Source organism: Terrabacter sp. RAF57 (assembly GCF_052113925.1).
Lineage (GTDB): Bacteria > Actinomycetota > Actinomycetes > Actinomycetales > Dermatophilaceae > Terrabacter.
Window position 1 is genome coordinate 1 of record NZ_JBFRDT010000021.1, and the last position, 23,106, is coordinate 23,106.

The following is a 23,106-nucleotide window of genomic DNA, read 5'->3' on the forward strand; positions in this document are numbered from 1 at the left end:
CGTCGTCCGTGCGCGCGGCCCCGGCGGGGCGGGGCGCGGCGCCGCCTCGCAGCCGCAGCGGCAGCCCGTCCGGCAGCGCCCGAGCCACCACGCGGACGAGCGCTCCCCGGACCCAGACGGCCTCGAGCCGGGGTCGTGGGCCCGCAGCTCAGCGTGCGGCGGCTCTTCGGGGACCCCGGGGCCCCCGCGGACCGCGCGGGCCCCGTCGCCCGCTCAAGATCTCGCGCGCCAACCCGCGCCGTCGGGCGCGCGTCATGTTCGTCGCCATCCTCTTCGTCTTCACGATCTTCGCCGGGCAGCTGCTGCGCATCCAGGCCTTCGACGCGTCGGCCACCCAGGAGGCCGCGCTGTTCAAGAGGTCGGTCAAGACGACGACGCCGGCCATGCGTGGCCAGATCCTCGACACGAACGGACAGGTCCTCGCGGACTCCGTCGAGCGCTTCACCATCGCCGCGGACCCCAAGATCATCCCCCTCTACACGGTGAAGATCGACGGCGTGCGGCAGGAGGTCGGGGTCACCCGCGCCGCTGCCGACCTCGCGCCGCTGCTCGGCATGACGCCGTCGGCTCTGACGAAGCTCTTCACGCGCTCGAACACCCGCTACGTCGTGGTGAAGAAGGAGGTCAACCCCGCGATCTACCGTGAGATCCGGGCGCTGGGCATCCCCGGCATCACGGGTGAGCGCACGGCCCAGCGGATCTACCCGACCTCCATGGCGCTCGGCCAGCTCGTCGGCTTCGTGCGCCCCTCCGACCAGAGCGGTGCGGGCGGCATCGAGCAGATGCTCGAGGCGGCGCTCAAGGGTACTCCCGGTGTCAGCGTCGCCGAGCGGGCCCGGGACGGCTACATCATCCCGGGATCGCAGCGGGTCGACACCCCCGTCGCCAACGGGCGTGACGTCAAGCTGACGATCGACGCCGACCTCCAGTGGTACGCCCAGAACGCCCTCGCCAAGCAGGTGACCGCCGTCGGGGCCGAGTCCGGCACCGCGGTCGTCCTCGAGGTGGCCACGGGCAAGGTGCGCGCCGCCGCGAGCTACCCGACGTTCGACCCCAACGACCTCGGCGACGCCTCGAAGTCCTCGCTCGGCAACTACGCCTTCAACGACGCGTTCGAGCCCGGATCGACCGGCAAGCTCATGACGATGGCTGCCGCCCTCGAGCAGGGCGTCATCACGCCCGACACCGGGGTCATCGTGCCCCCGCGCCTGCCCCGGGCCGGCACCTCCTTCAAGGACAACGAGCCGCACGGCGTCGAGAACATGACGGCCACGGGCGTGCTCGCGAAGTCGTCCAACATGGGCACCATGCTCATCGGCGAGCGCGTCTCGCCGACCATCATGGAGGCGTACTACCGCAAGTTCGGCATCGGCTCGAAGACCCCCGTCGGCTTCCCCGGGGAGTCGGCGGGCCTGCTCGCCGGCGCCAAGGACTGGGTCTCGACGCGGCGCTACACGATCCTCTTCGGCCAGGGCTACGCCGTCACGGCGATCCAGCAGGCCGGCGTCTTCCAGACGATCGCCAACAAGGGTGTCCGAGTGCCGCCGTCGCTCGTCGAGGGCACCGTCAACGACAGCGGCACCCTCATCCCGTCGACACCGACGACGCCGAGCCGCGTCGTGACCGAGGACACCGCGGTGAAGCTGTCGCGGATGATGGAGGAGGTCACCGGCGAGAACGGCACCGCGAGCGCGGCCCGCATCAAGGGCTACCGCGTGGCCGGCAAGACCGGCACGGCCGACCGCTACGACGAGAAGCTGGGCCGCTACAACGGCTTCACCGCCTCGTTCATCGGGTTCGCGCCGGCCGAGGCGCCGAAGTACGTCGTGGCCGTCTTCATCCAGAAGCCCAGCGCCGGCATGTTCGGTGGCGCGCTGGCCGGACCGGTCTTCAACCAGGTCATGTCCTACCTGCTCGAGCGCACCGGTGCCCCGCCCAGCCCCACGTCGACCCTCGACTACCACGTCTGGGCCGACAAGCCCCTGTCGTCCGACGACCCCGAGGTCATCAGCAATGCGCGGGCGAAGCGGGATGGCCTGTAAGTTGGGATGACGTGTCACCTTCCCCCCTTCGACCCGCCACGTCGGGTGTGCGCCTCCGCGACCTGACGACCCGGATCCGGGCCGAGGTGGCCTCTGGAGCCGGCGTCGACGCCGTCGTGACAGGGGTCACGCTCGACAGTCGAGCCGTGCGCCCGGGCGACCTGTACGCGGCCCTCCCGGGCTTCAACGTGCACGGCGCGCGCTTCGTCGCCGACGCCGTGGCCGACGGAGCCGTCGCGGTTCTCACCGACACGGCCGGCCTCGCCGAGCTGGCCGACCTCACGGTGCCCGTCGTCGTGACGCCGGACCCCCGGAGCGTGCTCGGCGAGGTCGCGGCGCAGGTCTACGGCCGGCCCTCCGACTCGCTGACGATGCTCGGGGTCACCGGCACCAACGGCAAGACGACGACGGCCTACCTCGTCGAGTCGGCGCTGCGGGCGCACGGTCAGCGGACGGGGCTCATCGGCACCGTCGAGACGCGCATCGGTGACGAGCGCGTCGAGTCGGTGCGCACGACGCCCGAGGCGACCGACCTGCACGCCCTCCTCGGGCTCATGCGGGAGCGGGGCATCGACGCCTGCATCATGGAGGTTTCGAGCCACGCCCTCGAGCTGCACCGGGTCGACGGCGTCGTCTACGACGTCGCACTCTTCACGAACCTCTCCCAGGACCACCTCGACTTCCACCCCTCGATGGACGACTACTTCGGGGCCAAGGCCTCCCTCTTCACGCCGCAGCGCTCTCGCGCCGCGGTCGTCTGCGTCGACGACGCCTGGGGTCGGCGCCTCGCGTCCGAGGCCACCGTGCCGACGACGACCCTCGCCACGAGGACCGAGGGCGCCCGTGACGCCGACTGGGGCGTCGAGGAGGGCGACGACGGCGCGTTCACCCTGCGGGAGCGGTCCACGGGCCGCGCCCTGAGCCTCGTCTCGCACCTGCCCGGTCACTTCAACGTCGCCAACACCGCGCTGGCCGCCCTCGCGCTCCTGCGCATCGGCCTCGGGCCGAGCGAGGTAGAGGCCGCCATGTCCGTGGCCCCGGACGTGCCGGGCCGTATGGAGGTCGTCRCGCCCGGTGGACCCGAGGGTCCGCGCTGCGTCGTCGACTTCGCGCACACGCCCGACGCCGTCGATGCCGCCCTCGCAGCGCTCCGTGCCTCGACCGGCGGTCGCCTCATCGCCGTCCTCGGTGCCGGGGGAGACCGTGACCGGGGCAAGCGACCGGCCATGGGGGCCGCCGCTGCGCGCCGCGCCGACGTCGTCGTCGTCACCGACGACAACCCCCGCTCCGAGGACCCGGCCGAGATCCGTTCGGCCGTCATCGCAGGGGCTCGCGAGGAGGTCGGTGCCGGGTCGGCACGGGCGTCCGAGATCATCGACGGCGGCACGCGCTCGAGCGCGATCGCCGAGGCCATCGCCCTCGCGGTGGTCGGCACGGGGCAGGACCGCCCTGTCGACACCGTCGTGGTGCTCGGCAAGGGACACGAGAAGGGTCAGGAGATCCACGGAGTGAAGCACCCGTTCGACGACCGCGACGCCGTGCGCGCCGCCCTCGCAGCCGTCAGCTCGTCGGGGGTGACGTCGTGATCGCCTTGTCCCTCAGCGAGATCCGCGACCTCACCGGAGGTGCCGTCCATGGCACCGACACGCCTGAGGCCGTCGTCGTCGACGGTCCGGTGACCACCGACTCCCGCGAGTGCGGGCCGGGCAGCCTCTACGTCGCGCGGGTCGGCGAGACCGCCGACGGGCACGACTTCGTCGCTGCCGCCGTCTCGGCGGGAGCGGCCGCAGCCCTCACCGCGCGTCCGGTCGACGGCGTGCCGTGCGTCGTCGTCGACGACGTCCAGACTGCCTTCGGCCGGATCGCCCGCGGGGTCGTCGACCGCGCTCCCGAGCTGCGGGTCGTGGGCATCACCGGCTCGTCCGGCAAGACCAGCGTCAAGGACCTCCTCGCGTCCGTGCTGTCGTCGGTTGCCGAGACGGTCGCACCCGTCAACTCGCTCAACGGCGAGATCGGCGTGCCGCTCACGGTGTGCCGTGTCACGCCGACGACGCGCTTCCTCGTCGCCGAGATGGGCGCCCGGGGCATCGGCCACATCGCCTACCTCACGCGCATCGCACCGCCGCAGGTCGCGATCGTCCTCAACGTCGGCACCGCCCACATCGGCGAGTTCGGATCGCGCGAGAACATCGCCCGCGCCAAGGCGGAGCTGCCCCTGGCGGTCCCTGCCGAGGGGCTGTCGATCCTCAACGCCGACGACCCCGTCGTGGCCGCCATGGCCTCCGGCGTCGCGTCCCGGGTCCAGCTCGTCGGGCTCGCGCCCGAGGCGGACGTGCGTGCCGAGGAGGTCACCCTCGACGAGCGGGGGAGGGCGGCATACAACCTCGTGAGCCCGCACGGCTCGGCCCGGGTCTCCCTGCGCCAGAGCGGTGCCCACCACGTCGGCAACTCCCTCGCCGTCGCGGCGGCGGCGCTCGAGCTCGGGCTGTCGCTCGACCAGGTCGTGGCCGGGCTCGGCGCTGCCGAGGCCGTGAGCCGCTGGCGGATGGAGATCACCGACCGGCCCGACGGCGTGGTCGTCGTCAACGACGCCTACAACGCGAACCCCGACTCCATGCGTGCCGCCCTCGACGCCGTCGCCGCCATGCACGTGACGGGGGAGCGCTGGGCCGTCCTCGGGGGCATGCTCGAGCTCGGGCCCGACAGCGACGCCGAGCACGCAGCCGTCGGGGCGTATGCCGCGTCCCGCGGTTTCGAGCACGTCCTGGCCGTCGGCGAGGGCGCCCGTCCGCTCGCCGCGGCCGTCCCCGGTTCGGAGTGGGTGCCCGACACCGACGCTGCCCACGACCTGCTCGCCACGCGCGTCCGCGCCGGCGACGTCGTCCTGCTCAAGTCCAGCCGCGACAGCGGACTGCGTTGGCTCGGCGACCGTCTCGCCTCCGAGGGTGGCGCGAGCACCACCACACCCGTCCCCACGACCTCCGGAGAGGCGGTCTCGCGGTGAAGGGTGTCCTTCTCGCAGCATCGATCTCGCTGCTCATCTCGTTGTTCGGCACCCCGCTGTTCATCAAGTACCTCGTCAAGCGCGGCTACGGCCAGTTCATCCGCGACGACGGGCCCACGTCGCACCACACGAAGCGCGGCACGCCGACGATGGGCGGAGCGGTCATCCTCGCGGCGATGCTCGGCGCCTACTTCCTCGCGCACCTGCTGACCCTCAACCCGCCGACGGCCAGTGGGTTGCTCGTGCTCTTCCTCGCCGCAGGTCTCGGCTTCGTCGGCTTCCTCGACGACTTCATCAAGATCAGCAAGCAGCGCAGCCTCGGCCTCCGCTCGAAGCAGAAGCTCCTCGGGCAGGCCCTCGTCGGCATCACCTTCGCCGGACTGGCGCTCCAGTTCCCCAACGAGCAGTACCGCAATCCCGCCTCGCTGCTCGTGTCGTTCGTGCGCGACACGAACATCAGCCTCGCGCTCGGTGGCAGCACCGTCGTCGGGGTCATCCTCTTCGTCGTGTTCGCCAACGTCATGATCGCGGGCGCGTCCAACGGCGTGAACCTCACCGACGGTCTCGACGGTCTCGCGACGGGCGTCTCGACGATGGTCTTCGGCGCCTACGTCCTCATCAGCATCTGGACCTTCAACCAGAACTGCCAGACCAACCCGGGCATCAAGTGCTACGAGGTGCGCGACTCGCATGACCTCGCCCTCGTGGCTGCTGCGGGCATGGGCGCGTGCTTCGGCTTCCTCTGGTGGAACGCGACCCCCGCAAAGATCTTCATGGGTGACACCGGCTCGCTCGCCCTCGGCGGCGCGCTCGCCGGCCTCGCCATCACGACCCACACGGAGCTGCTCCTCATCATCCTCGGCGGCATGTTCGTCCTCGAGACGCTGTCGGTGGTCGCCCAGGTCGCATCGTTCAAGACCACCGGTAAACGGGTGCTGAGGATGGCGCCGCTGCACCACCACTTCGAGATGGTCGGCTGGAACGAGGTGACGGTCGTGGTCCGCTTCTGGATCATCGCCGGACTCTTCGTCGCCTTCGGCCTCGGCGTCTTCTACGCCGAGTGGGTGGTGGGGTCCCAGTGAGCTTCGACCCGCTCTACGAGCCCCGCGAGGGACTGACCCACCGTGACGCGGACTGGTCGGGGATCAACGTCCTCGTCGTCGGGCTCGGCGTGTCCGGCTTCGCCGCCGCCGACGCGCTCGCCGACCGCGGCGCCCGCGTCACGGCCGTCTCGCGCGACGAGACCGAGGCGATCCGCGAGCGCGCGACGATCCTCGAGATCCTCGACGTCGACGTCCGCCTCGGCCCCGAGCACGTCGTCGAGCCGCCGCCGGGCACCGAGCTCGTCGTCACGTCGCCCGGCGTCCCCCCGCACGACCCGCTCATGCTCGCGGCGGCCACGGCCGGCATACCCGTGTGGGGAGAGGTCGAGCTCGCCTGGCGCATGCGCGCCCGGGAGGGCGCCGCCCCGTGGCTCACGGTCACGGGCACCAACGGCAAGACGACGACCGTCAACATGCTCGCCTCGATCCTGCGGGCCGCGGGCCTGCGCGCCACGTCGGCCGGCAACGTCGGGACGCCCCTGCTGGAGGCCGTGCTCCACCCCGAGCCCTACGACGTGCTGGCCGTCGAGCTCTCGAGCTTCCAGCTGCACTGGCAGCGCTCGGTCTCGGCCGTCGCGTCCGCCGTGCTCAACGTCGCTCCCGACCACATCGACTGGCACGGCAGCTACGCCGAGTACCTCCGGGCCAAGGGCAAGATCTACGAGAACACCCACCTGGCGTGCATCTACAACGTCGCGGACATCCAGACCGAGCAGCTCGTCATGGAGGCCAACGTCGTCGAGGGGTGCCGTGCGATCGGGTTCACGACAGGCATCCCGGCGCCCTCGATGGTCGGCGTCGTCGAGGACGTCCTCGCCGACCGCGCCTTCGTCGAGCAGCGCCAGCGTTCGGCGGCCGAGCTGTGCACCATCGCCGACCTGCGGGGTGACGCTCCGTCGGTGGCGCCGCACTACGTCGCCAACGCCCTCGCCGCCGCCGCGCTGGCCCGTGCCTACGGCGTCGGTCCCATCGCCGTGCGTGACGGCCTCCGGGCCTTCCGGCCCGACCGGCACCGGATCGCCGAGCTCGCGACGGTCCAGGGCGTGCGCTTCGTCAACGACTCCAAGGCCACCAACCCGCACGCGGCCGCTGCGGCCATCCGGTCGTTCGACTCCGTCGTGTGGGTCGCGGGAGGCCTGCTCAAGGGAGCCGACGTCGACAGCCTCGTCGAGGAGATGGCCTCGCGCCTGCGGGGTGTCGTGCTCATCGGCGCCGACCGCGACCAGATCGCCCAGGCCCTTTCCCGACACGCGCCGGATGTCCCGGTCGTCGACGTGTCCGACACCGACACTGGAGTCATGGACCGTGTCGTCAGGGAGGCTGCCCGACTCGCCCAGCCGGGCGACGTCGTGCTGCTCGCCCCCGCCGCCGCGTCGATGGACATGTTCACCAACTACGGAGCCCGCGGCGACGCCTTCGAGGAGGCGGTCCGGCGGCACCTCGAGGCACACGGGGGGCTGGAGTGAGCGCGACCACCGCCGGCGACAAGACGGCCGCGGGGACCGCGGGCGCGGCCGACACCGCGACCACGCACCGGTCGCTGCCCGTCATCGGCAAGCTCGAGTCGCCGCTGACGACGTACTACCTCATCCTCGGCGCCACCTCGACGCTCGTCGTCTTCGGCCTGATCATGGTCTTCTCGGCCTCCAGCGTCGAGCAGCTGCTCGCCGACGAGGCCTCGTACACCGTGTTCCTGCGCCAGCTGCTCTTCGCCGTCATCGGCGCCGTCGCGGCGGGTGTCGCGAGCCGCGTCGCCGTGGGCACGTGGAAGCGCCTCGCCTTCCCGACGATCATCGTGTCCGTGCTGCTGCTCGCAGCCGTCATCCCGTTCGGCCGGAGCGTCAACGGCAACCGCAACTGGCTCGCCGTCGGGCCGATCCAGTTCCAGCCCGCCGAGTTCGCCAAGGTGGGCCTCGTGCTCGTCGGTGCCGTCATCTTCGCCAACAAGTCGTCGCGGATGGCGAGCATGCTCCACGTCGTGCTGCCCTACCTCGTGCCCATCGCCACCGTCGTCATCGGCCTGATCCTCGCCGGGCACGACCTCGGCACGGCGATGGTCGTGCTCGTCATCGTCGCCGCGGTCCTGCTGGTCGCAGGTGCCCCGAAGCGCGTGTTCGCCATCGCGGGAGGCTTCGCCGTCCTCGGGGTCGCCCTCATGGTGACCGGCAGCAACAACCGCACGAGCCGCATCGCGAACTGGCTGAGCCCGTCCTGCAACGCCGACCCCGACGGCTGGTGCGGCCAGTCGGTCCACGGGCTCTACGCCCTCGCCGACGGTGGGTGGTGGGGCGTCGGCCTCGGGGCCTCCAAGGAGAAGTGGGAGTGGCTGTCCGAGGCGCACAACGACTTCATCTTCGCGATCATCGGCGAGGAGCTCGGGCTGCCGGGCACGCTCATGGTGCTGCTCCTCTTCGGCATCCTCGCCTGGGCCTGCTTCCGGCTCGTCAGCCGCACGCAGGACCGCTTCGTGCGCATCGCCGGCTTCGGCATCATGGCGTGGCTCCTCGGCCAGGCGATCATCAACATCGGCGCCGTCATCGGGCTCTTCCCGGTCATCGGTGTCCCGCTGCCGCTCGTCTCGGCCGGAGGGTCCTCACTCGTGACGACCCTCCTGGCCCTCGGCATCCTGCTGTCCTTCGCGCGCCACGAACCGGGCTGCAAGGCCCTGCTCGACGCGCGCCCGAGTCTCGTCCGTCGGTCGCTCGCGGTGCTCCCGTCCCGCGTCCGGTCCGTCCCGCAACGTCGCAGAAGCCGGTGATCCCCCTGTCCTCGCCCACCTCCGTCCTGCTCGTCGGGGGAGGCAGTGCCGGCCACGTGTCGCCGCTGCTCGCCCTCGCGGACGCCCTCCGTCGGCGCCACCCCGACCTGCGGGTGACGGCGCTCGGCACGCAGGAGGGTCTCGAGGCGCGCCTCGTGCCGGCCCGGGGCTACGACCTGAGGGTGGTGCCCAAGGTGCCGTTGCCGCGTCGCCCGAGCGCCGACCTGCTCCGGCTCCCGGGCCGTCTCAAGGCGGCCGTCGACGCCGCCGGCGCGGCCATCGACGAGACCGGTGCCGAGGTCGTCGTCGGCTTCGGGGGCTACGTCAGCACCCCGGCCTACCTCGCCGCGCGGCGCCGTCACGTCCCCATCGTCGTCCATGAGCAGAACGCCCGTGCGGGCCTGGCCAATCGTCTCGGCGCCCGCTGGGCGAGTGCCGTGGCGACGACCTTCTCGGTCACGTCCCTTCCGCACGCCCAGCGGATCGGCATGCCGCTGCGCCGTGAGGTCGCCACGCTCGACCGCGAAGCCGTGCGTGCCGAGGCCCTCGAGCACTTCGGGCTCCAGCCACAGTGGCCCACTGTCCTCGTCACCGGCGGGTCGCTCGGCGCCCAGCGCCTCAACGACGCCTTCCGGGCGCGTGTGGCCGAGCTGAGCCGCGGGGGAGTGCAGGTGCTGCACGTGACCGGGCTGGGCAAGGAGTTCGTCCCCGAACCGCCCGCCGAGGGGGCCCCGTACGTCGTCGTGCCGTACGCCGACCGGATGGAGCTCGCGTATGCCGCCGCCGACCTCGTCGTCGCACGCTCGGGTGCCAACACGGTGTGCGAGCTGACGGCCGTCGGCCTGCCGGCCGTCTACGTCCCGCTGCCCGTCGGCAACGGCGAGCAGCGCGTCAACGCCGCCGACGTCGTGTCCGCCGGTGGTGGCCTGCTCGTCGACGACGCCGACCTCACCCCCGCGTGGGTCGACGCCGTGCTGCTCGGGCTCGCGACCGACCGCGAGAGGATCTCACGGATGGCTGCGGCCGCCCGGGCCCTGGGCGAACCCGCCGCCGACGAGAAGCTCGCCGACCTGGTCGACCGGGCCGCCGAAGGCAGGAACCGCACGTGACCCAGAACCCGCGCACCCCCACCGTCGACGATCCGTTCGCGGCGGCGCGCTTCGACTTCCGGGCCGTCGTGCCCGGTGCCGACGAGCTCGGTCGCGTGCACTTCCTCGCCATCGGCGGCGCCGGCATGTCGGGCGTCGCCCGCATCATGCTCGCGCGTGGCATCCGCGTCACGGGCAGCGACGCCAAGGATGTGCCGGTCCTCAAGGCCCTCGAGAGCGAGGGCGCCGGCGTGTGGGTCGGCTTCCACGAGGCGCACCAGGAGCGTGCCGACGCCATCGTCATGAGCTCCTCGATCCGCGACGACAACGTCGAGCTCGTCGCCGCGCGCCAGCGTGGCGTGCCCGTGCTGCACCGCGCGCAGGGACTTGCCGCGCTCATGCACGGACGCCGGCCGGTCGCCGTGGCCGGCGCCAACGGCAAGACGACGACGACCTCGATGCTCACCGTGGCCCTGCAGGGCTGCGGTCTCGACCCGTCGTTCGCCGTCGGCGGCGAGCTCGCGAAGCACGGCACCAACGCGCACGACGGCTCCGACGACATCTTCGTCGTCGAGGCCGACGAGAGCGACGGCTCGTTCGTCGTCTACCGTCCCGAGGTCGCGATCGTCACCAACGTCCAGCCCGACCACCTCGACTTCTACTCGAACTTCAAGGTTGTCCAGGCGGCCTACGACGCGTTCGTCGGCACGATCCGCTCCGGGGGCCTGCTCGTCACGTGCGCCGACGACGCCGGTGCCGTGGCGCTGGCCGAGCGAGCCCGGGCCGCGGGCACGCGCGTGCTGACCTACGGCTTCGAGCCGGCGTCCGACGTCGTCCTGGACCATCACCACCAGGACGGCGTCACGTCCTCGGTCACGCTGCTCGACGAGGGCGTCGAGCGACGCATGACGCTCGGCGTGCCGGGCCGCCACAACGCGCTCAACGCCGCGGCCGCGTACGCCGCCGCCGTCCACGGGCTCGGGCAGGCGCCCGACCAGGTCCTGGCCGGGCTGGCGTCCTTCACGGGGACCCGCCGTCGTTTCGAGCCGAAGGGCGAGGCCGGCGGAGTCGTCGTCGTCGACGACTACGCCCACAACGCGGGCAAGGTCGCAGCGGTCGTCGAGACCGCCAAGGACCTCGTCGGCGACACCGGCCGGCTCGTCGTCGTCTTCCAGCCGCACCTCTACAGCCGCACGCGCGACTTCGCCGCCGAGCTCGGGGCCGGCCTGTCCCCGGCGGACGTCGTCGTCCTCATGGACGTCTACGCCGCCCGCGAGGACCCCGTGCCCGGAGTGTCCGGCCGACTCGTCGCCGACGCCGTGACGGCGGCCAGGCGCGAGGTCGAGGTCCACTACGTGCCCTCGTGGTCGGAAGTGGCCGGTCGGGTCGCCGACCTCGCCCGTCCCGGGGACCTCGTGCTCACCGTCGGTGCGGGCGACGTCACCATGATCGGCCCGGAGGTGCTGCGGATCCTCGGGGGAGGCACGCCATGATGCTCGAGCACGGCAACGCCCGCCGCCGCGTCGCGGGCACCGGTCTCGCCTCGTCGCGCACCCGCTTCGAGCGCCGCGCGGCCGCCGCTCGGCGACGTCCTCGCCTCGTCGCGGGGATCCTCGCCGCCCTCGTGCTGGGCGCCGGACTGCTCGTGTGGGTGGGGTGGTTCAGCAGCGCCCTCACGGCGTCTCGCGTCGAGGTCCACGGCGTGAGCGCGGCCGCCTCCGCGCAGGTGCGTGCCGTCGCCCGGGTGCCGCTCGGCGGTCCGCTCATGCGCGTCGACACCGACGCCGTCGCGCAGCGGCTGCTCGCCGGCAAGGCGTGGAGCTCGGTCACCGTCGGCCGCGGTCTGCCCGACTCCGTCGTCATCACGGTCACTCCCAGGGTCGCCGTGCTCGCCGTCCGCAACCCTCGAGGTGAGGTGGACGTCGTGGACCGCGACGGGGTCGCCTTCCGCACCGTCGGCAGTGCCCCCGACGGCGTCCCGCTCGTCAGCTCGGGGTCCGCGCAGGTCACCAAGGCCGGGGTCGAGGCTGCCCTGGGCGCGCTGGGGTCCCTCGACCCGTCGCTGCGTGCCGACGTCTCAGGGGTGTCGGTGTCGACGGCGGACCAGGTCTCCTTCACCGTCAAGGCCAAGGGGGAGAATCGCAAGACGGTTGTCTGGGGTGGCGCCGCCGACGGCAAGCGCAAGGCAGATCTCGTGAAGATCCTTCTGCGAGAACCCGGTTCGACGATCGACGTCAGCGTCCCGTCGTCACCGGTCACACGCTGACACCCACGGCAGGGCGGCTCGTCCGCCACGGGACCCGCCCACGGGCCCGCAGGCCGGCCGTGGGAGGGTGATCCCCGGCGGTCGTGACCCCCAAGTGTCCGGTGGTGCTGGTGTGGCCCTTGGGGCGCGGTCCCCGGAATTGGGTCAATCCCGGTGACGACACGCCGCGGCGTGGGTTGATCGACCCTGTGCCTCGTCATACCGTCAGGGCACTGGTTCGTGACCAAACTGTAACCTTTATGTCTACGTTTAAGGTTTGAGGGCTACACGCTCGGAACGAGCCGCACCACCCACCCCACGCACCGCCCGTCCCCCAGACCACCCGCAGCACCGGCACCACCAGTCAGGAAGGCCCACTCTCGTGGCAGCAGCACCGCAGAACTACTTGGCCGTCATCAAGGTCGTCGGCATCGGCGGCGGCGGCGTCAATGCCATCAATCGCATGATCGAGGTCGGCCTCAAGGGTGTCGAGTTCATCGCCATCAACACCGATGCCCAGGCGCTGCTCATGAGCGACGCCGACGTCAAGCTCGACGTCGGCCGCGAGCTGACCCGCGGCCTCGGCGCCGGCGCCGACCCCGAGGTCGGCAAGAAGGCCGCCGAGGACCACTCCGAGGAGATCGAGGAGGTCCTCAAGGGGGCCGACATGGTCTTCGTCACCGCCGGTGAGGGCGGCGGCACGGGCACCGGCGGCGCCCCCGTCGTGGCCCGCATCGCGCGCGAGCTCGGTGCCCTGACGATCGGTGTCGTCACTCGCCCGTTCACCTTCGAGGGCCGTCGTCGCGCCAACCAGGCCGAGTCCGGCATCGGCAGCCTCCGCGAGGAGGTCGACACCCTGATCGTCATCCCCAACGACCGGCTGCTGTCGATCAGCGACCGCAACGTGTCGATGATGGACGCCTTCCGCTCGGCCGACCAGGTCCTGCTCTCCGGTGTCCAGGGCATCACCGACCTCATCACGACGCCCGGTCTCATCAACCTCGACTTCGCCGACGTCAAGTCGGTCATGCAGGGCGCGGGCTCGGCCCTCATGGGCATCGGGTCCGCACGCGGCGAGGACCGGGCCGTCCAGGCGGCCGAGCTCGCGATCAGCAGCCCGCTGCTCGAGGCGTCCATCGACGGCGCCCACGGCGTCCTCCTCTCCGTGCAGGGTGGGTCCGACCTCGGTCTCTTCGAGATCAACGAGGCCGCTCGCCTGGTCCAGGAGGCCGCCCACCCGGAGGCCAACATCATCTTCGGTGCCGTCATCGACGACGCCCTGGGCGACGAGGTCCGGGTCACGGTCATCGCCGCGGGCTTCGACAGCGGCGGCCCCAGCCAGCGACACGACGACCGCGCCCTCGGGCAGGTCATGGGTCGCTCGCAGCCGGCCCAGCAGCGTCCCGCCACGCCGGCTCCGCAGTCGGTGCCGCAGCACTCCAACGGCGTGCCGCAGGCGGCTCCGCAGCAGGCGGCGCCCCAGCAGGCGCAGCCGGCCCCGGTGCACCACCAGCAGCCCGCCCAGCAGCTGCCGACCCAGCAGCCCGCTGCCCCGGCGCAGCAGCCTCAGCACCACGCTCCGGCCCCCGCGGCCCAACCGGTGCAGCAGCCGCCGCGCCAGGTGACGTTCGACGACGGCGACGACCTCGACGTGCCCGACTTCCTCAAGTAGGACCACGGGCGGCCCGAGGCCGAGATCGACCCGGACGGGCGGGAGACGCGTTGAGCGTCTCCCGCCCGTCGGCGTCCCACGGGCCGCCACGGTGCGGTCGGCCGCGGGCCGCTCTGGTCCGCGGGATAGGTTTGTCATCGTGTTCTACTGGCGCACCACCACCGCGAGCGACGGCGACGCCTGCTCCGTCGACCTCGCCTTCACGGGTCGGTCGGCAGGCCGGGGGAGCGGGCCGTATGCCGGTCTCAACCTCGGCGGCCACGTCGGCGACGACCCCGCCGACGTCGAGGGCAACCGCACCGCCGTCGCGCACGAGATCGACGTCCCACGCGATCGCCTCGTCCTCATGAACCAGGTCCACGGGGCCGACGTCGTGCAGATCGACGGGCCGTGGGTCGGGGACCCACCAGCGGTCGACGGAATCGTCACGCGCGCAACCGATCTCGCCCTCGGTGTGCTGGTCGCCGACTGTGTCCCGGTGCTGCTGCACGATGCTCGCGCCGGAGTCACCGGGGCGGTGCACGCCGGTCGGCCGGGCATGCTCGCGGGCATCGTCGGCCGGGCCGTCACCGCGATGCGCGACCTCGGTGCGACGTCCGTCTCGGCGACCGTGGGGCCGTCCGTCTGTGGACGGTGCTACGAGGTCCCGGCAGAGATGGCGCGCACCGCCGCCGAGACCTCAGCGGCCTCGGCCGCACGGTCCTGGACCGGCACCCCCGCCATCGACGTGGCCGCCGGAGTCGTCGAACAGCTCGCTGCGGCAGACGTCGCTGTGCAGTGGGTCCCGGGCTGCACCCGCGAGAGCGGAGACCTCTACTCCTACCGGCGCGACGGCCGCACCGGCCGTTTCGCCGGCATCGTCGCGCTGCGTCCGGTGCACGCGTGACCGGCGGCCCGTCGGCCGGCGACGAGGCGCGACGCGACGAGCTGCGCGACAACCTCGGTGCCGTGCGCACGCGCATCGAGCGCGGCTGCGCCGAGGCCGGACGCGACCCCGACGACGTCACCCTCGTCGTCGTCACGAAGTACTTCCCGACCTCCGACGTCCTGCTCCTGCACGACCTCGGCGTCAGGCACTTCGGCGAGAACCGCGACCAGGAGGCCGCCGAGAAGTTCCGCGAGGTCCGGCACGCGCTCTCGGAGGCCGGCGCCGAGGCACCGACCCTCCACTTCATCGGCCGGCTGCAGAGCAACAAGGCGGCGCACGTCGCGGGCTACGCCGACGTCGTCCAGTCGGTCGACCGGACGAAGCTCGTCGCCGCCCTCGCCAAGGGCGCCCACGCCGCGGACCGGACCGTCGAGGTGCTGCTCCAGGTGAGCCTCGACGGCGACACGTCGCGCGGTGGTGTCCTGCCCGCCGATGTCGACGCCCTCGCGGACACCGTTGCGGCACAAGAGCTCCTGGACCTGCGCGGCGTCATGGCCGTCGCCCCGCTGGGCGCCGACCCCGACGCGGCGTTCACGCGGCTGCGAGAGGTGGCGGACGGCATACGTGCTCGGCACCCCGGTGCCGACTGGATCTCCGCCGGCATGAGCGGCGACCTCGAGGCCGGGCTGCGGCACGGAGCGACACTCCTGCGTGTCGGCACGGCAATCCTCGGTTCACGCCCGTCACTTCTGTAACGTCGTCAACGATCACAATCCGACGTTTTGGGAGTTGGCCATGGCAGGGGCACTGCGCAAGACGATGGTGTACCTCGGACTGAGCGAGGAGGACCAGCGTCACGATCGTTACGACGACTACGACGCCTACGACGAGTCCGACCGCTACGACGACGAGACCGAGCACACCGCTGCCGTGACGCAGCTGCCCACGAAGCGGCCCGTCGCCGCCGTCGTGCGCGATGTCGAGGTCGGTTCGCTCAACCGCATCACGACGATCCACCCTCGCACCTACAACGAGGCCAAGAACATCGGTGAGTGGTTCCGCGACCAGGTGCCGGTCATCATGAACCTCAGCGACATGGACGACGCCGACGCCAAGCGTCTCGTCGACTTCGCGGCCGGGCTCGTCTTCGGGCTGCACGGCACGATCGAGCGGGTCACCTCCAAGGTGTTCCTCCTCTCGCCCGCGCACGTCGAGATCTCCGCCGACGAGCCCGAGGTGCCGGCGGCCTCGACCCGCGGCTTCTTCAACCAGAGCTGAGCCCACCAGTCCACCGCCGTGAGCGCGAACCGGGGTCACAGGACGATCGACCTGGGCCCCGGTTCACACTCTTGCCCCGACATCAGGGACACTGACCGACATGGACGCGTTCTGGACGATCTACGGGGTGGTGGTCTTCACCTTCTTCATCGCCCTCATCGGCCGCTTCGTCATCGACTGGGTGCAGGTGCTGGCCCGGTCCTGGCGACCCACCGGGGTCGTCCTGGTCCTCGCCGAGGCCGTCTACACCGTGACCGACCCGCCCCTGCGCGCCCTGCGCAAGGTCATCCCGTCACCGAGCCTCGGTGGCGTCCGACTCGACCTCAGCTTCCTCGTCCTGATGTTGCTGACCTCTCTCGCTCTCAACGTGCCGAGCTTCTTCTGACCGACCGGCGGTCACCCGCCCCGCACCACGGGCCACGGGTGTCCACACGCCGATCGGTGAGCATGGCTTTGGTTCGTGACCGGAACGTTAGATACCGTTGACCCGAACCATTACGTCTGTATCGAGGTGACACATGGCGCTTACGCCTGAACAGGTGCTCAACAAGCACTTCCAGACCACGCAGTTCCGTCGTGGCTACGAGGAGCGGGACGTTGACGACTTCCTGGACGAGATCGTGGCGGAGATGCGTTCGCTCATCGAGCAGCGTGACGACTACCTGAAGCAGCTCAACGACTGCCGCGCGAGCAAGAACCAGTCGGCCGTCCGTGCCGACGGTGCGACCGCGGCCATGCCGGCCGTGGGCCGGCCCGGTGACGACGCCAAGCTCGGCGGCCTCACCGCAAAGATCCAGGACGCGGAGCGCGCCTTCAAGGCCGCCACCGACCGCGCGGCCAAGGCCAAGGCCGACGCCGAGAACGCCGAGCGGGTGGCCAAGGAGCGCATCGACCGCGCCAAGGCCGAGGCCGAGCGCGCCGAGGCGGCCGCCAAGTCCGCCGTCGACTCGCAGGCGCTCAACGACGCCCAGGCCAAGCTCAACGGCCTCAACTCCCAGGTCGCCGACGCCGAGGGCAAGCTCACCAAGGCGCAGGAGAACGCCCGCGCCGCCGAGGAGCGGGCCGCCAAGGCCCAGGCCGACGCCGAGGCTGCGGCGGCCACCGCCGCACGACTGCGCGAGGAGGCCGCCAAGGCTCCGGCGCCGGCTCCCGCCGCAGCCGCTGCTGCCGCGCCGGCCGCAGCAGCCGCGACGGGCAACGTCGACGCCGCGGGTGTCATCGCCCTCGCCCAGCGCCTGCACGACGAGCACGTGGCCGCCGGTGAGACCCGTCGCGACGAGCTCATCTCCGAGGCCGAGAACCGCCACCGCGAGCTGCTCGCCGCGGCCCAGGCTCGCCACGACGACCTCATCAACACCGGTCAGAGCCGTCACGACGAGGCCACCCAGCAGGCCGAGCAGATCGCAGCCGCAGCCGCGGCCCAGCGTGAGCAGATGATCTCCGAGGCCACCTCGCAGCGCGACCAGATGATCGCCGAGGCGACGTCCAAGCGTGACGAGATGCTCACCGAGGCTCGCGAGCGGGCCACCGGCATGGTCGCCGAGGCGCAGCAGAAGAAGGCGGCCCTGCTCGAGGAGCTCGACAAGCAGAAGGGCCTGCTCGACCGCAAGATCGCCGAGCTGCGTGGCTTCGAGAAGAACTACCGCAGCAACCTCAAGTCCTACATCGAGGGTCAGCTGCACGACCTCGACTCGAGCGCCCAGGAGCCGGCCCACGCCGGAGCCGGAGACGGCAACCAGGGCTGAGTCCCACCTCGAACAGACGCACGCAGGCCGTCCGGGCATCGTCCCGGGCGGCCTGAGGTGTATCCGAAGGGCGAACACTTCGCGCGCATAAGCGTTTCGCGTTTGTGCACGACCCGTGCGGGGCTTATTGTCAGCCCCACTTGTCAGCGTCGACGGCTTGAGCGACGGAGGGTCTGATGGCGGCGAAGAAGACGGCAGCGGCGACGACCGCGGCCAAGCGGGCCACCGCGAGCAGGACGACGGGCGCAGCCAGGAAGGCAGCGCCTGCGGCGAAGACTGCGACGAAGCCCGCGACCGCGAGCAGGACCGCGACGAAGACCGCGACGAAGCCTGCGACCACGGCTTCACCAGCCAAGAAGGCCGCGACGAAAGCCGCGCCGGCGAAGAAGGCGGCGACCAAGGCCGTGCCGGTCAAGAAGGCCGCGACGAAGGCYGYGCCGGTCAAGAAGGCCGCGACGAAGGCTGCGCCGGTCAAGAAGGCCGCGACGAAGGCTGCGCCGGTGAAGACGGCCGCGACGAAGGCTGCGCCGGTCAAGAAGGCCGCGACGAAGGCTGTGCCCGTGAAGAAGACGGCGACCAAGGCTGTGCCCGTGAAGAAGCCGGCGACCAAGGCCGCCCCCGAGAAGCGGGTCACGACGAAGGCCGCGCCGGCGAAGAAGGCCGCGACGAAGGCCGCGCCCGTCAAGAAGTCCGCTCCGGCGGCTGGAAGGACCACCCGGTCCACGGCGGCGACGAAGCCGCCCGCCACGACGTCCACCCGAGCAGGAGCCGCGAGCGCGAAGTCCGCTGCCAAGGCCCCTGCGACACGAACCAAGAAGGCATCAGTGACCACGAGCTCCACGGCAGGACCCCGCTCGACCACGAAGAAGGCCGCGGGCACCACGACGAACCGCACCAGCGCCCGCAAGCTCGCCGAGCAGCTGCGGGTCAAGGACGACGAGAGCCCCTGGAGCGAGGACGAGATCAGCGAGGTGCGTGGGGTGCTGCTCGAGGAGATCGAGCAGCACCGCGTCGAGCTGAAGCTCGCGGAGGACGAGCTCGACGACCTGCTGCGCGCCTCGGGCGACGGCTCGGGCGACGACCAGGCGGACGCCGGCGCCAAGACGGCCGAGCGCGAGCACGAGATCTCCGTCGCTGCCAACGCTCGGGCGAGCCTGCGCCAGGCCGAGCACGCGCTCGAGCAGCTCGAGGCCGGCACCTACGGCATCTGCGAGAACTGCGGCAACCCGATCGGCAAGCTTCGACTTCAGGCACGTCCTCGTGCGACCCTGTGCATGACATGCCAGGAGAAGCAAGACCGCCACTGACGCCCACGCACGCCACGTCGACCCCCCGCGCGGGGGTCGACGGCGTGTCCACCACTACCTCGACCGAGACCGTGAGTTCGACGCCCGCCGACGAGAGCCGCCCGACGCCAGACCGGCGCAGGCGACTGTTCGTCGTCCTCGGCGTCGTCGCCGTTCTCGCCTTCGTCAGCGACCAGCTGACGAAGATGGTCGCCCTCGACGTGCTCGGCGACGGCGAGTCACGCCCGTTCGTCGGAGACTTCATCCGGCTCAAGCTCATCGGCAACCCCGGCGCGGCCCTGTCGCTCGGGGCGGGCAACACGTGGGTCATGACCGGCATCGCCCTCGCGGTGCTCGTCGCGATCGTCGTCGTCGCCCGCCAGCTCGGGTCGCGGGCCTGGGCCATCGCGCTCGGCCTGCTGCTCGGAGCCGCGATCGGCAACCTCACCGACCGGTTCGTCCGTCCACCCGGCGGCGGCCAGGGCCACGTCGTGGACTTCATCGACTACAACCGCTGGTTCATCGGCAACGTCGCCGACATCTGGATCGTCTCCGCAGCGTGTCTCGTCGTCATCCTGGCTCTGCTCGGGATCGGCGTCGACGGCCGGCGCGACCACGGCCGGGCCGCCACCGCTCCCGACGCCACGACCGACCAGACCACTGCCCGGACCACTTCCCAGACCACCGGCGAGACGACCACGAACGGCGAGACCGACATGACGCAGCAGACCGACGGGACGCCGGACGCTCCCGAGACGCACGACGCGCGGCGTCAGGGGGGCGACCATGCCTGACGTGCGCACCGTGCTCGTGCCGGATGGCCTCGAGGGCGAACGCGTCGACGCCGGCGTGGCCCGCCTCTTCGGGGTCTCGCGCACCAAGGCCGCCGACCTCGCCGCCGACGGCCACGTCGTCATCGACGGCAAGACGGTCGCGAAGTCCGAGCGGCTCTCGGCCGGCACGATGCTCGAGGTCTCGTTGCCGCGCGCCGAGGACAGCCCGAGCCTGCAGGTCATCGCCCAGCCAGTCCCGGGGATGTCGATCGTCCATGACGACGACGACATCGTCGTCGTCGACAAGCCGGTGGGTGTCGCCGCGCACCCCAGCGTCGGCTGGAGCGGGCCGGACGTCGTGTCGGGGCTGGCCGCGGCGGGCTACCGGATCTCGACCTCGGGGGCCCCCGAGCGCCAGGGCGTCGTCAGCCGACTCGACGTCGGCACGTCCGGGCTCATGGTCGTCGCCAAGAGCGAGTACGCCTACTCCCGGCTCAAGCAGGCCTTCCGCAGCCGGACGGTCGACAAGACGTACCACGCCCTCGTCCAGGGTCTGCCCGACCCGGTCGTCGGGACCATCGACGCGCCGATCGGACGGCACCCCGGGCACGACTACAAGTTCGCCGTGATGAAGAGCGGCAAGCCGTCGGTGACGCACTACGAGGTCATCGAGGCGTTCCGCTACGCCAGCCTGCTCGACATCCACCTCGAGACCGGCCGCACCCACCAGATCCGCGTGCACTTCGCAGCGCTGCACCACCCGTGCTGTGGGGACCCGACCTACGGCGCCGACCCGAAGCTCGCAGCTCGCCTCAAGCTCGAGCGACAGTGGCTGCATGCGAAGGGTCTCGGCTTCGAGCACCCAGGCACGGGAGAGTACGTCCACTTCGAGAGTGACTACCCGGAGGACCTCCAGCGCGCGCTGGACATCATCGCGACCTTGTGACCTTCACCCTCGACGTGAGGGTGAAGGCCCTGGCGGGCCGTTCCGTATGCCGTGTGGCGGCGTGGTGTCCGTGCTGAACCCGACCGGGGCGGCGCGCTCCGGGTCGGGCCGGCGCGGGTCCGTGGCGGCCACGTTGCCGGTGACTGCCCGGGACCGCCGCCGTCCGAGGGCGACCCCGAGCCCGAGCGCGAGCACCGCGGCGGYGGTCGTCGCCCACCAGGGCACCGCACCGGGCGTCGCTGCCGCGCCCGTGCCGGGGATCACGGCTGCCACGCGAGCGGCAGCCACCGGCCGTGCCGTGGGCGAGGACGTCGAGGTCGGGGACGGCCTCGTGTCGCCGTAGACGCCGAGGGAGGTCAGCGTCGCGAGGAGCAGCGCGGTGTCCTTGGGCCGGTGCAGCACGGCGGGCGCCTGGAAGAGGTCCTTGCCGTCGGCGAGGTTCATCGACGTCTCGACCCAGACGTCGTCGCCGTCGATGATGACGGCGTCGACGCGCCACGGCGTGACGTCGTGGATCAGCCACGTCAGCCGGACCCGCGCGTCCATGAACGACGCGGCGGGCCTCGCGTCACCGGTGGGGGCGTTGTAGGCGTCGAGGGCCTTCTCGAGGTTCGCGTAGGCCGGGCTCCCGGTGAGGGCGCCTGCGGCCCGTGACCCGTCGTAGTCGACGGCGAGCACGGAGGTCGGGCCACCGGCGGACGCCGGCGGTGCGGACGCGACGAGCAGAGCCGCCGCGACGGCGGCGACGAGCAGGGTGAGTCTGCGCATGGTGTTCTCCTGGGGCGAGTGGGCCCCCGCGAGGGGCCGACGCCACCTCAACACCGCTGCGGACGCGGAGGTTCGCCCTCAGCCGGCCGACCGGGCCACGCGCAGCGCTTCCTCGAGGCTGTTCGCACCCTCGAGACGGTAGGTCACCTCACCCGCCGAGGACGGGACGACCCAGACGAGAGTCGGCCCGGCGAGGCGCGGCGGCTCGGAGTGGGTGTCCCCGGTCCGGTCCACCCACTCGACGCGGTGCGGCGACCCGATCCACACCGCGTCGTGGTCGGCCACCCGGGTCGGCGTGACCGCCTCCCACACCGTCTTGAGGTAGCCCCACGACAACGACCCGACGAAGACGTCGAGACGGGTCGTGCCGGCGCCCGACCCCCACACCAGCTCGGCGACGCGACCGTCGTGCGTGACCGTGACGGACGTCGGTGGGCCGAGCGCCGTGGGCGTCCCGATGTCCGCGCCGATGACCTGCTCCGCCTGCCTCAGCGTCACGGGCGTCGCCGGGGCCCCTCCGGCGCTGCTGCCCGCTGCTCTGGACGCCGGCGATGTCGTCGTGGGAGTCGCGGGCGGTGCGGGCACCTCCCGCACCACGATGCCGCCGATGCGGAGCAGCTCGAGGACCGCGGCACGGACCGGCGGGACGAGAGCGAGCACGAGCACGACGACGGCGGCCGTCGCCCAGCCCAGCCGGCGCCTCAGGACGCGCGTGGGCCGTGCGGCGCTGGGGATCGTCGCCACCACCTGGAGCGGTCCCACGGACGGCGGCTCGGCCGCCGGCTCGGGCGGCTGCACGGCGGCCAGGCGAGCGAGCACGAGCGTCACGAGGTCCGGCCTGGGCGGCTCTGTCACGAGCGTGCGGCCGAGGGCGACGAGCTCGGCCTCGAGGTCGAGGTGGTCAGGCATCGGCCATCACCTCCCGGAGCGAGCGAAGGGCGCGGTGGAGGCGGGACTTGACCGTGCCCGGCGGGATGTCGAGCGTCCCGGCGGTCTCCGCCTCCGAGAGCTCGAGCAGGTAGCGGCACGTCACGACCTCGCGCAGGTCGTCGGGCAGGCCCTCCACCGCCTCGACGAGCCCGGCTCGCCGGTCGCGTGAGACCGCGGCGTCGGCCGGGTCCGGCACCGGGTCCGTCGCCGTCCTCTCCGCGGCCACCCGGAGCTCGCGCAGGGCGCGCCGTGACCGGCCGCGCTGGAGGTTGCGCGTCTCGTTGACGACGATCCGCAGCAGCCACGGACGGAATCCCGCGCCCTCGTGGAACCGCGGCAGGGCCTGGTATGCCTTCACGAACGCCTCCTGCACGACGTCGTCGGCCTCGCTCCCAGCGCCGGAGAGCACCGCGAGCCGTTTGGCGATCGGGGCGTGCAGCGTGACGAGCACCGCGTACGCCGATGCGTCACCGGCGCGTACGCGAGCCAGTACCGCTGCCTCCTCGGACGTGTCGATCCCTGCCTCCGTCCCCACCGACGACCTGCCTCGGCACCATGGTGCCGTCCCGACGCCCCCTCAACACCGCTCGCGCCGGATCG

Annotated in this window: 22 protein-coding genes; 18 read left to right on the forward strand and 4 right to left on the reverse strand. The window is 71.9% G+C overall.

Annotated elements, in window-relative coordinates:
- Positions 1 to 254 precede the first annotated feature (254 nt).
- The 15 genes from AB4Y83_RS18910 (at position 255) to AB4Y83_RS18980 (ending at position 17,803) form a co-directional block, all read left to right on the forward strand.
- Positions 255 to 2,042, forward strand: coding sequence for a peptidoglycan D,D-transpeptidase FtsI family protein (locus AB4Y83_RS18910; protein WP_442297821.1), 1,788 nt, complete (start codon positions 255 to 257; stop codon positions 2,040 to 2,042).
- Between the two features lie 11 nt (positions 2,043 to 2,053).
- Positions 2,054 to 3,628: a UDP-N-acetylmuramoyl-L-alanyl-D-glutamate--2,6-diaminopimelate ligase gene (locus AB4Y83_RS18915; RefSeq protein ID WP_442297822.1), complete on the forward strand. Its 1,575-nt coding sequence runs from the start codon at positions 2,054 to 2,056 to the stop codon at positions 3,626 to 3,628.
- On the forward strand, positions 3,625 to 5,046 hold the full coding sequence (locus tag AB4Y83_RS18920; protein ID WP_442297823.1) for a UDP-N-acetylmuramoyl-tripeptide--D-alanyl-D-alanine ligase: 1,422 nt from the start codon (positions 3,625 to 3,627) through the stop codon (positions 5,044 to 5,046). The genes AB4Y83_RS18915 and AB4Y83_RS18920 overlap by 4 nt, the downstream gene beginning before the upstream one ends.
- Positions 5,043 to 6,128 (forward strand): phospho-N-acetylmuramoyl-pentapeptide-transferase, encoded by a 1,086-nt coding sequence (mraY, locus tag AB4Y83_RS18925; RefSeq protein ID WP_056776242.1) that lies wholly within the window; start codon positions 5,043 to 5,045, stop codon positions 6,126 to 6,128. Before AB4Y83_RS18920 ends, mraY begins: the two co-directional genes overlap by 4 nt.
- Entirely contained in the window at positions 6,125 to 7,615 is a 1,491-nt protein-coding gene (gene murD, locus AB4Y83_RS18930) for a UDP-N-acetylmuramoyl-L-alanine--D-glutamate ligase (RefSeq protein WP_442275436.1), read from the forward strand. The genes mraY and murD overlap by 4 nt, the downstream gene beginning before the upstream one ends.
- On the forward strand, positions 7,612 to 8,907 hold the full coding sequence (gene ftsW, locus AB4Y83_RS18935; protein ID WP_442297824.1) for a putative lipid II flippase FtsW: 1,296 nt from the start codon (positions 7,612 to 7,614) through the stop codon (positions 8,905 to 8,907). The genes murD and ftsW overlap by 4 nt, the downstream gene beginning before the upstream one ends.
- Positions 8,904 to 10,016: an undecaprenyldiphospho-muramoylpentapeptide beta-N-acetylglucosaminyltransferase gene (gene murG, locus AB4Y83_RS18940; protein ID WP_442297825.1), complete on the forward strand. Its 1,113-nt coding sequence runs from the start codon at positions 8,904 to 8,906 to the stop codon at positions 10,014 to 10,016. Before ftsW ends, murG begins: the two co-directional genes overlap by 4 nt.
- The gene (gene murC, locus AB4Y83_RS18945) at positions 10,013 to 11,488 is read left to right on the forward strand and encodes a UDP-N-acetylmuramate--L-alanine ligase (protein ID WP_442297826.1); all 1,476 of its coding nucleotides are present in this window, start codon (positions 10,013 to 10,015) and stop codon (positions 11,486 to 11,488) included. Before murG ends, murC begins: the two co-directional genes overlap by 4 nt.
- Entirely contained in the window at positions 11,485 to 12,261 is a 777-nt protein-coding gene (locus AB4Y83_RS18950; protein WP_442297827.1) for a cell division protein FtsQ/DivIB, read from the forward strand. The genes murC and AB4Y83_RS18950 overlap by 4 nt, the downstream gene beginning before the upstream one ends.
- Positions 12,262 to 12,622: 361 nt before the next feature.
- A complete protein-coding gene (gene ftsZ, locus AB4Y83_RS18955) occupies positions 12,623 to 13,912 on the forward strand; it encodes a cell division protein FtsZ (RefSeq protein WP_442297828.1) in 1,290 nt (429 codons plus the stop codon).
- A 139-nt stretch (positions 13,913 to 14,051) separates the two neighbouring features.
- On the forward strand, positions 14,052 to 14,798 hold the full coding sequence (locus AB4Y83_RS18960; RefSeq protein WP_442297829.1) for a polyphenol oxidase family protein: 747 nt from the start codon (positions 14,052 to 14,054) through the stop codon (positions 14,796 to 14,798).
- The gene (locus AB4Y83_RS18965; protein ID WP_442297830.1) at positions 14,795 to 15,535 is read left to right on the forward strand and encodes a YggS family pyridoxal phosphate-dependent enzyme; all 741 of its coding nucleotides are present in this window, start codon (positions 14,795 to 14,797) and stop codon (positions 15,533 to 15,535) included. Before AB4Y83_RS18960 ends, AB4Y83_RS18965 begins: the two co-directional genes overlap by 4 nt.
- Before the next feature lie 40 nt (positions 15,536 to 15,575).
- Complete coding sequence (locus tag AB4Y83_RS18970) at positions 15,576 to 16,058, forward strand: cell division protein SepF (RefSeq protein ID WP_442275428.1); 483 nt, start codon at positions 15,576 to 15,578, stop codon at positions 16,056 to 16,058.
- Positions 16,059 to 16,158: 100 nt separating this feature from the next.
- Positions 16,159 to 16,443 (forward strand): YggT family protein, encoded by a 285-nt coding sequence (locus AB4Y83_RS18975; protein WP_020144665.1) that lies wholly within the window; start codon positions 16,159 to 16,161, stop codon positions 16,441 to 16,443.
- A 133-nt stretch (positions 16,444 to 16,576) separates the two neighbouring features.
- Complete coding sequence (locus tag AB4Y83_RS18980; RefSeq protein WP_442275427.1) at positions 16,577 to 17,803, forward strand: DivIVA domain-containing protein; 1,227 nt, start codon at positions 16,577 to 16,579, stop codon at positions 17,801 to 17,803.
- 130 nt (positions 17,804 to 17,933) lie between these two features.
- On the opposite strand, the gene AB4Y83_RS18985 is transcribed toward AB4Y83_RS18980, so the two are convergent.
- The gene (locus tag AB4Y83_RS18985; RefSeq protein ID WP_442297831.1) at positions 17,934 to 18,596 is read right to left on the reverse strand and encodes a hypothetical protein; all 663 of its coding nucleotides are present in this window, start codon (positions 18,594 to 18,596) and stop codon (positions 17,934 to 17,936) included.
- Between the two features lie 31 nt (positions 18,597 to 18,627).
- On the opposite strand from AB4Y83_RS18985, the gene AB4Y83_RS18990 reads away from it, so the two are divergent.
- The 3 genes from AB4Y83_RS18990 (at position 18,628) to AB4Y83_RS19000 (ending at position 20,808) form a co-directional block, all read left to right on the forward strand.
- Positions 18,628 to 19,110, forward strand: a complete 483-nt coding sequence (locus AB4Y83_RS18990; protein ID WP_056776261.1) for a TraR/DksA family transcriptional regulator — start codon at positions 18,628 to 18,630, stop codon at positions 19,108 to 19,110.
- Between the two features lie 71 nt (positions 19,111 to 19,181).
- On the forward strand, positions 19,182 to 19,883 hold the full coding sequence (gene lspA / locus AB4Y83_RS18995) for a signal peptidase II (RefSeq protein WP_442275425.1): 702 nt from the start codon (positions 19,182 to 19,184) through the stop codon (positions 19,881 to 19,883).
- A complete protein-coding gene (locus AB4Y83_RS19000) occupies positions 19,876 to 20,808 on the forward strand; it encodes an RluA family pseudouridine synthase (RefSeq protein WP_442275424.1) in 933 nt (310 codons plus the stop codon). Before lspA ends, AB4Y83_RS19000 begins: the two co-directional genes overlap by 8 nt.
- A 3-nt stretch (positions 20,809 to 20,811) precedes the next feature.
- On the opposite strand, the gene AB4Y83_RS19005 is transcribed toward AB4Y83_RS19000, so the two are convergent.
- The 3 genes from AB4Y83_RS19005 to AB4Y83_RS19015 all read right to left on the reverse strand — a co-directional run bounded on the left by AB4Y83_RS19005 (position 20,812) and on the right by AB4Y83_RS19015 (position 23,041).
- Positions 20,812 to 21,576: a hypothetical protein gene (locus tag AB4Y83_RS19005; protein WP_442297832.1), complete on the reverse strand. Its 765-nt coding sequence runs from the start codon at positions 21,574 to 21,576 to the stop codon at positions 20,812 to 20,814.
- A gap of 78 nt (positions 21,577 to 21,654) precedes the next feature.
- The gene (locus tag AB4Y83_RS19010) at positions 21,655 to 22,485 is read right to left on the reverse strand and encodes a hypothetical protein (RefSeq protein WP_442275422.1); all 831 of its coding nucleotides are present in this window, start codon (positions 22,483 to 22,485) and stop codon (positions 21,655 to 21,657) included.
- A complete protein-coding gene (locus AB4Y83_RS19015) occupies positions 22,478 to 23,041 on the reverse strand; it encodes an RNA polymerase sigma factor (RefSeq protein WP_442275421.1) in 564 nt (187 codons plus the stop codon). Before AB4Y83_RS19015 ends, AB4Y83_RS19010 begins: the two co-directional genes overlap by 8 nt.
- Between the last annotated feature and the right edge of the window lie 65 nt (positions 23,042 to 23,106).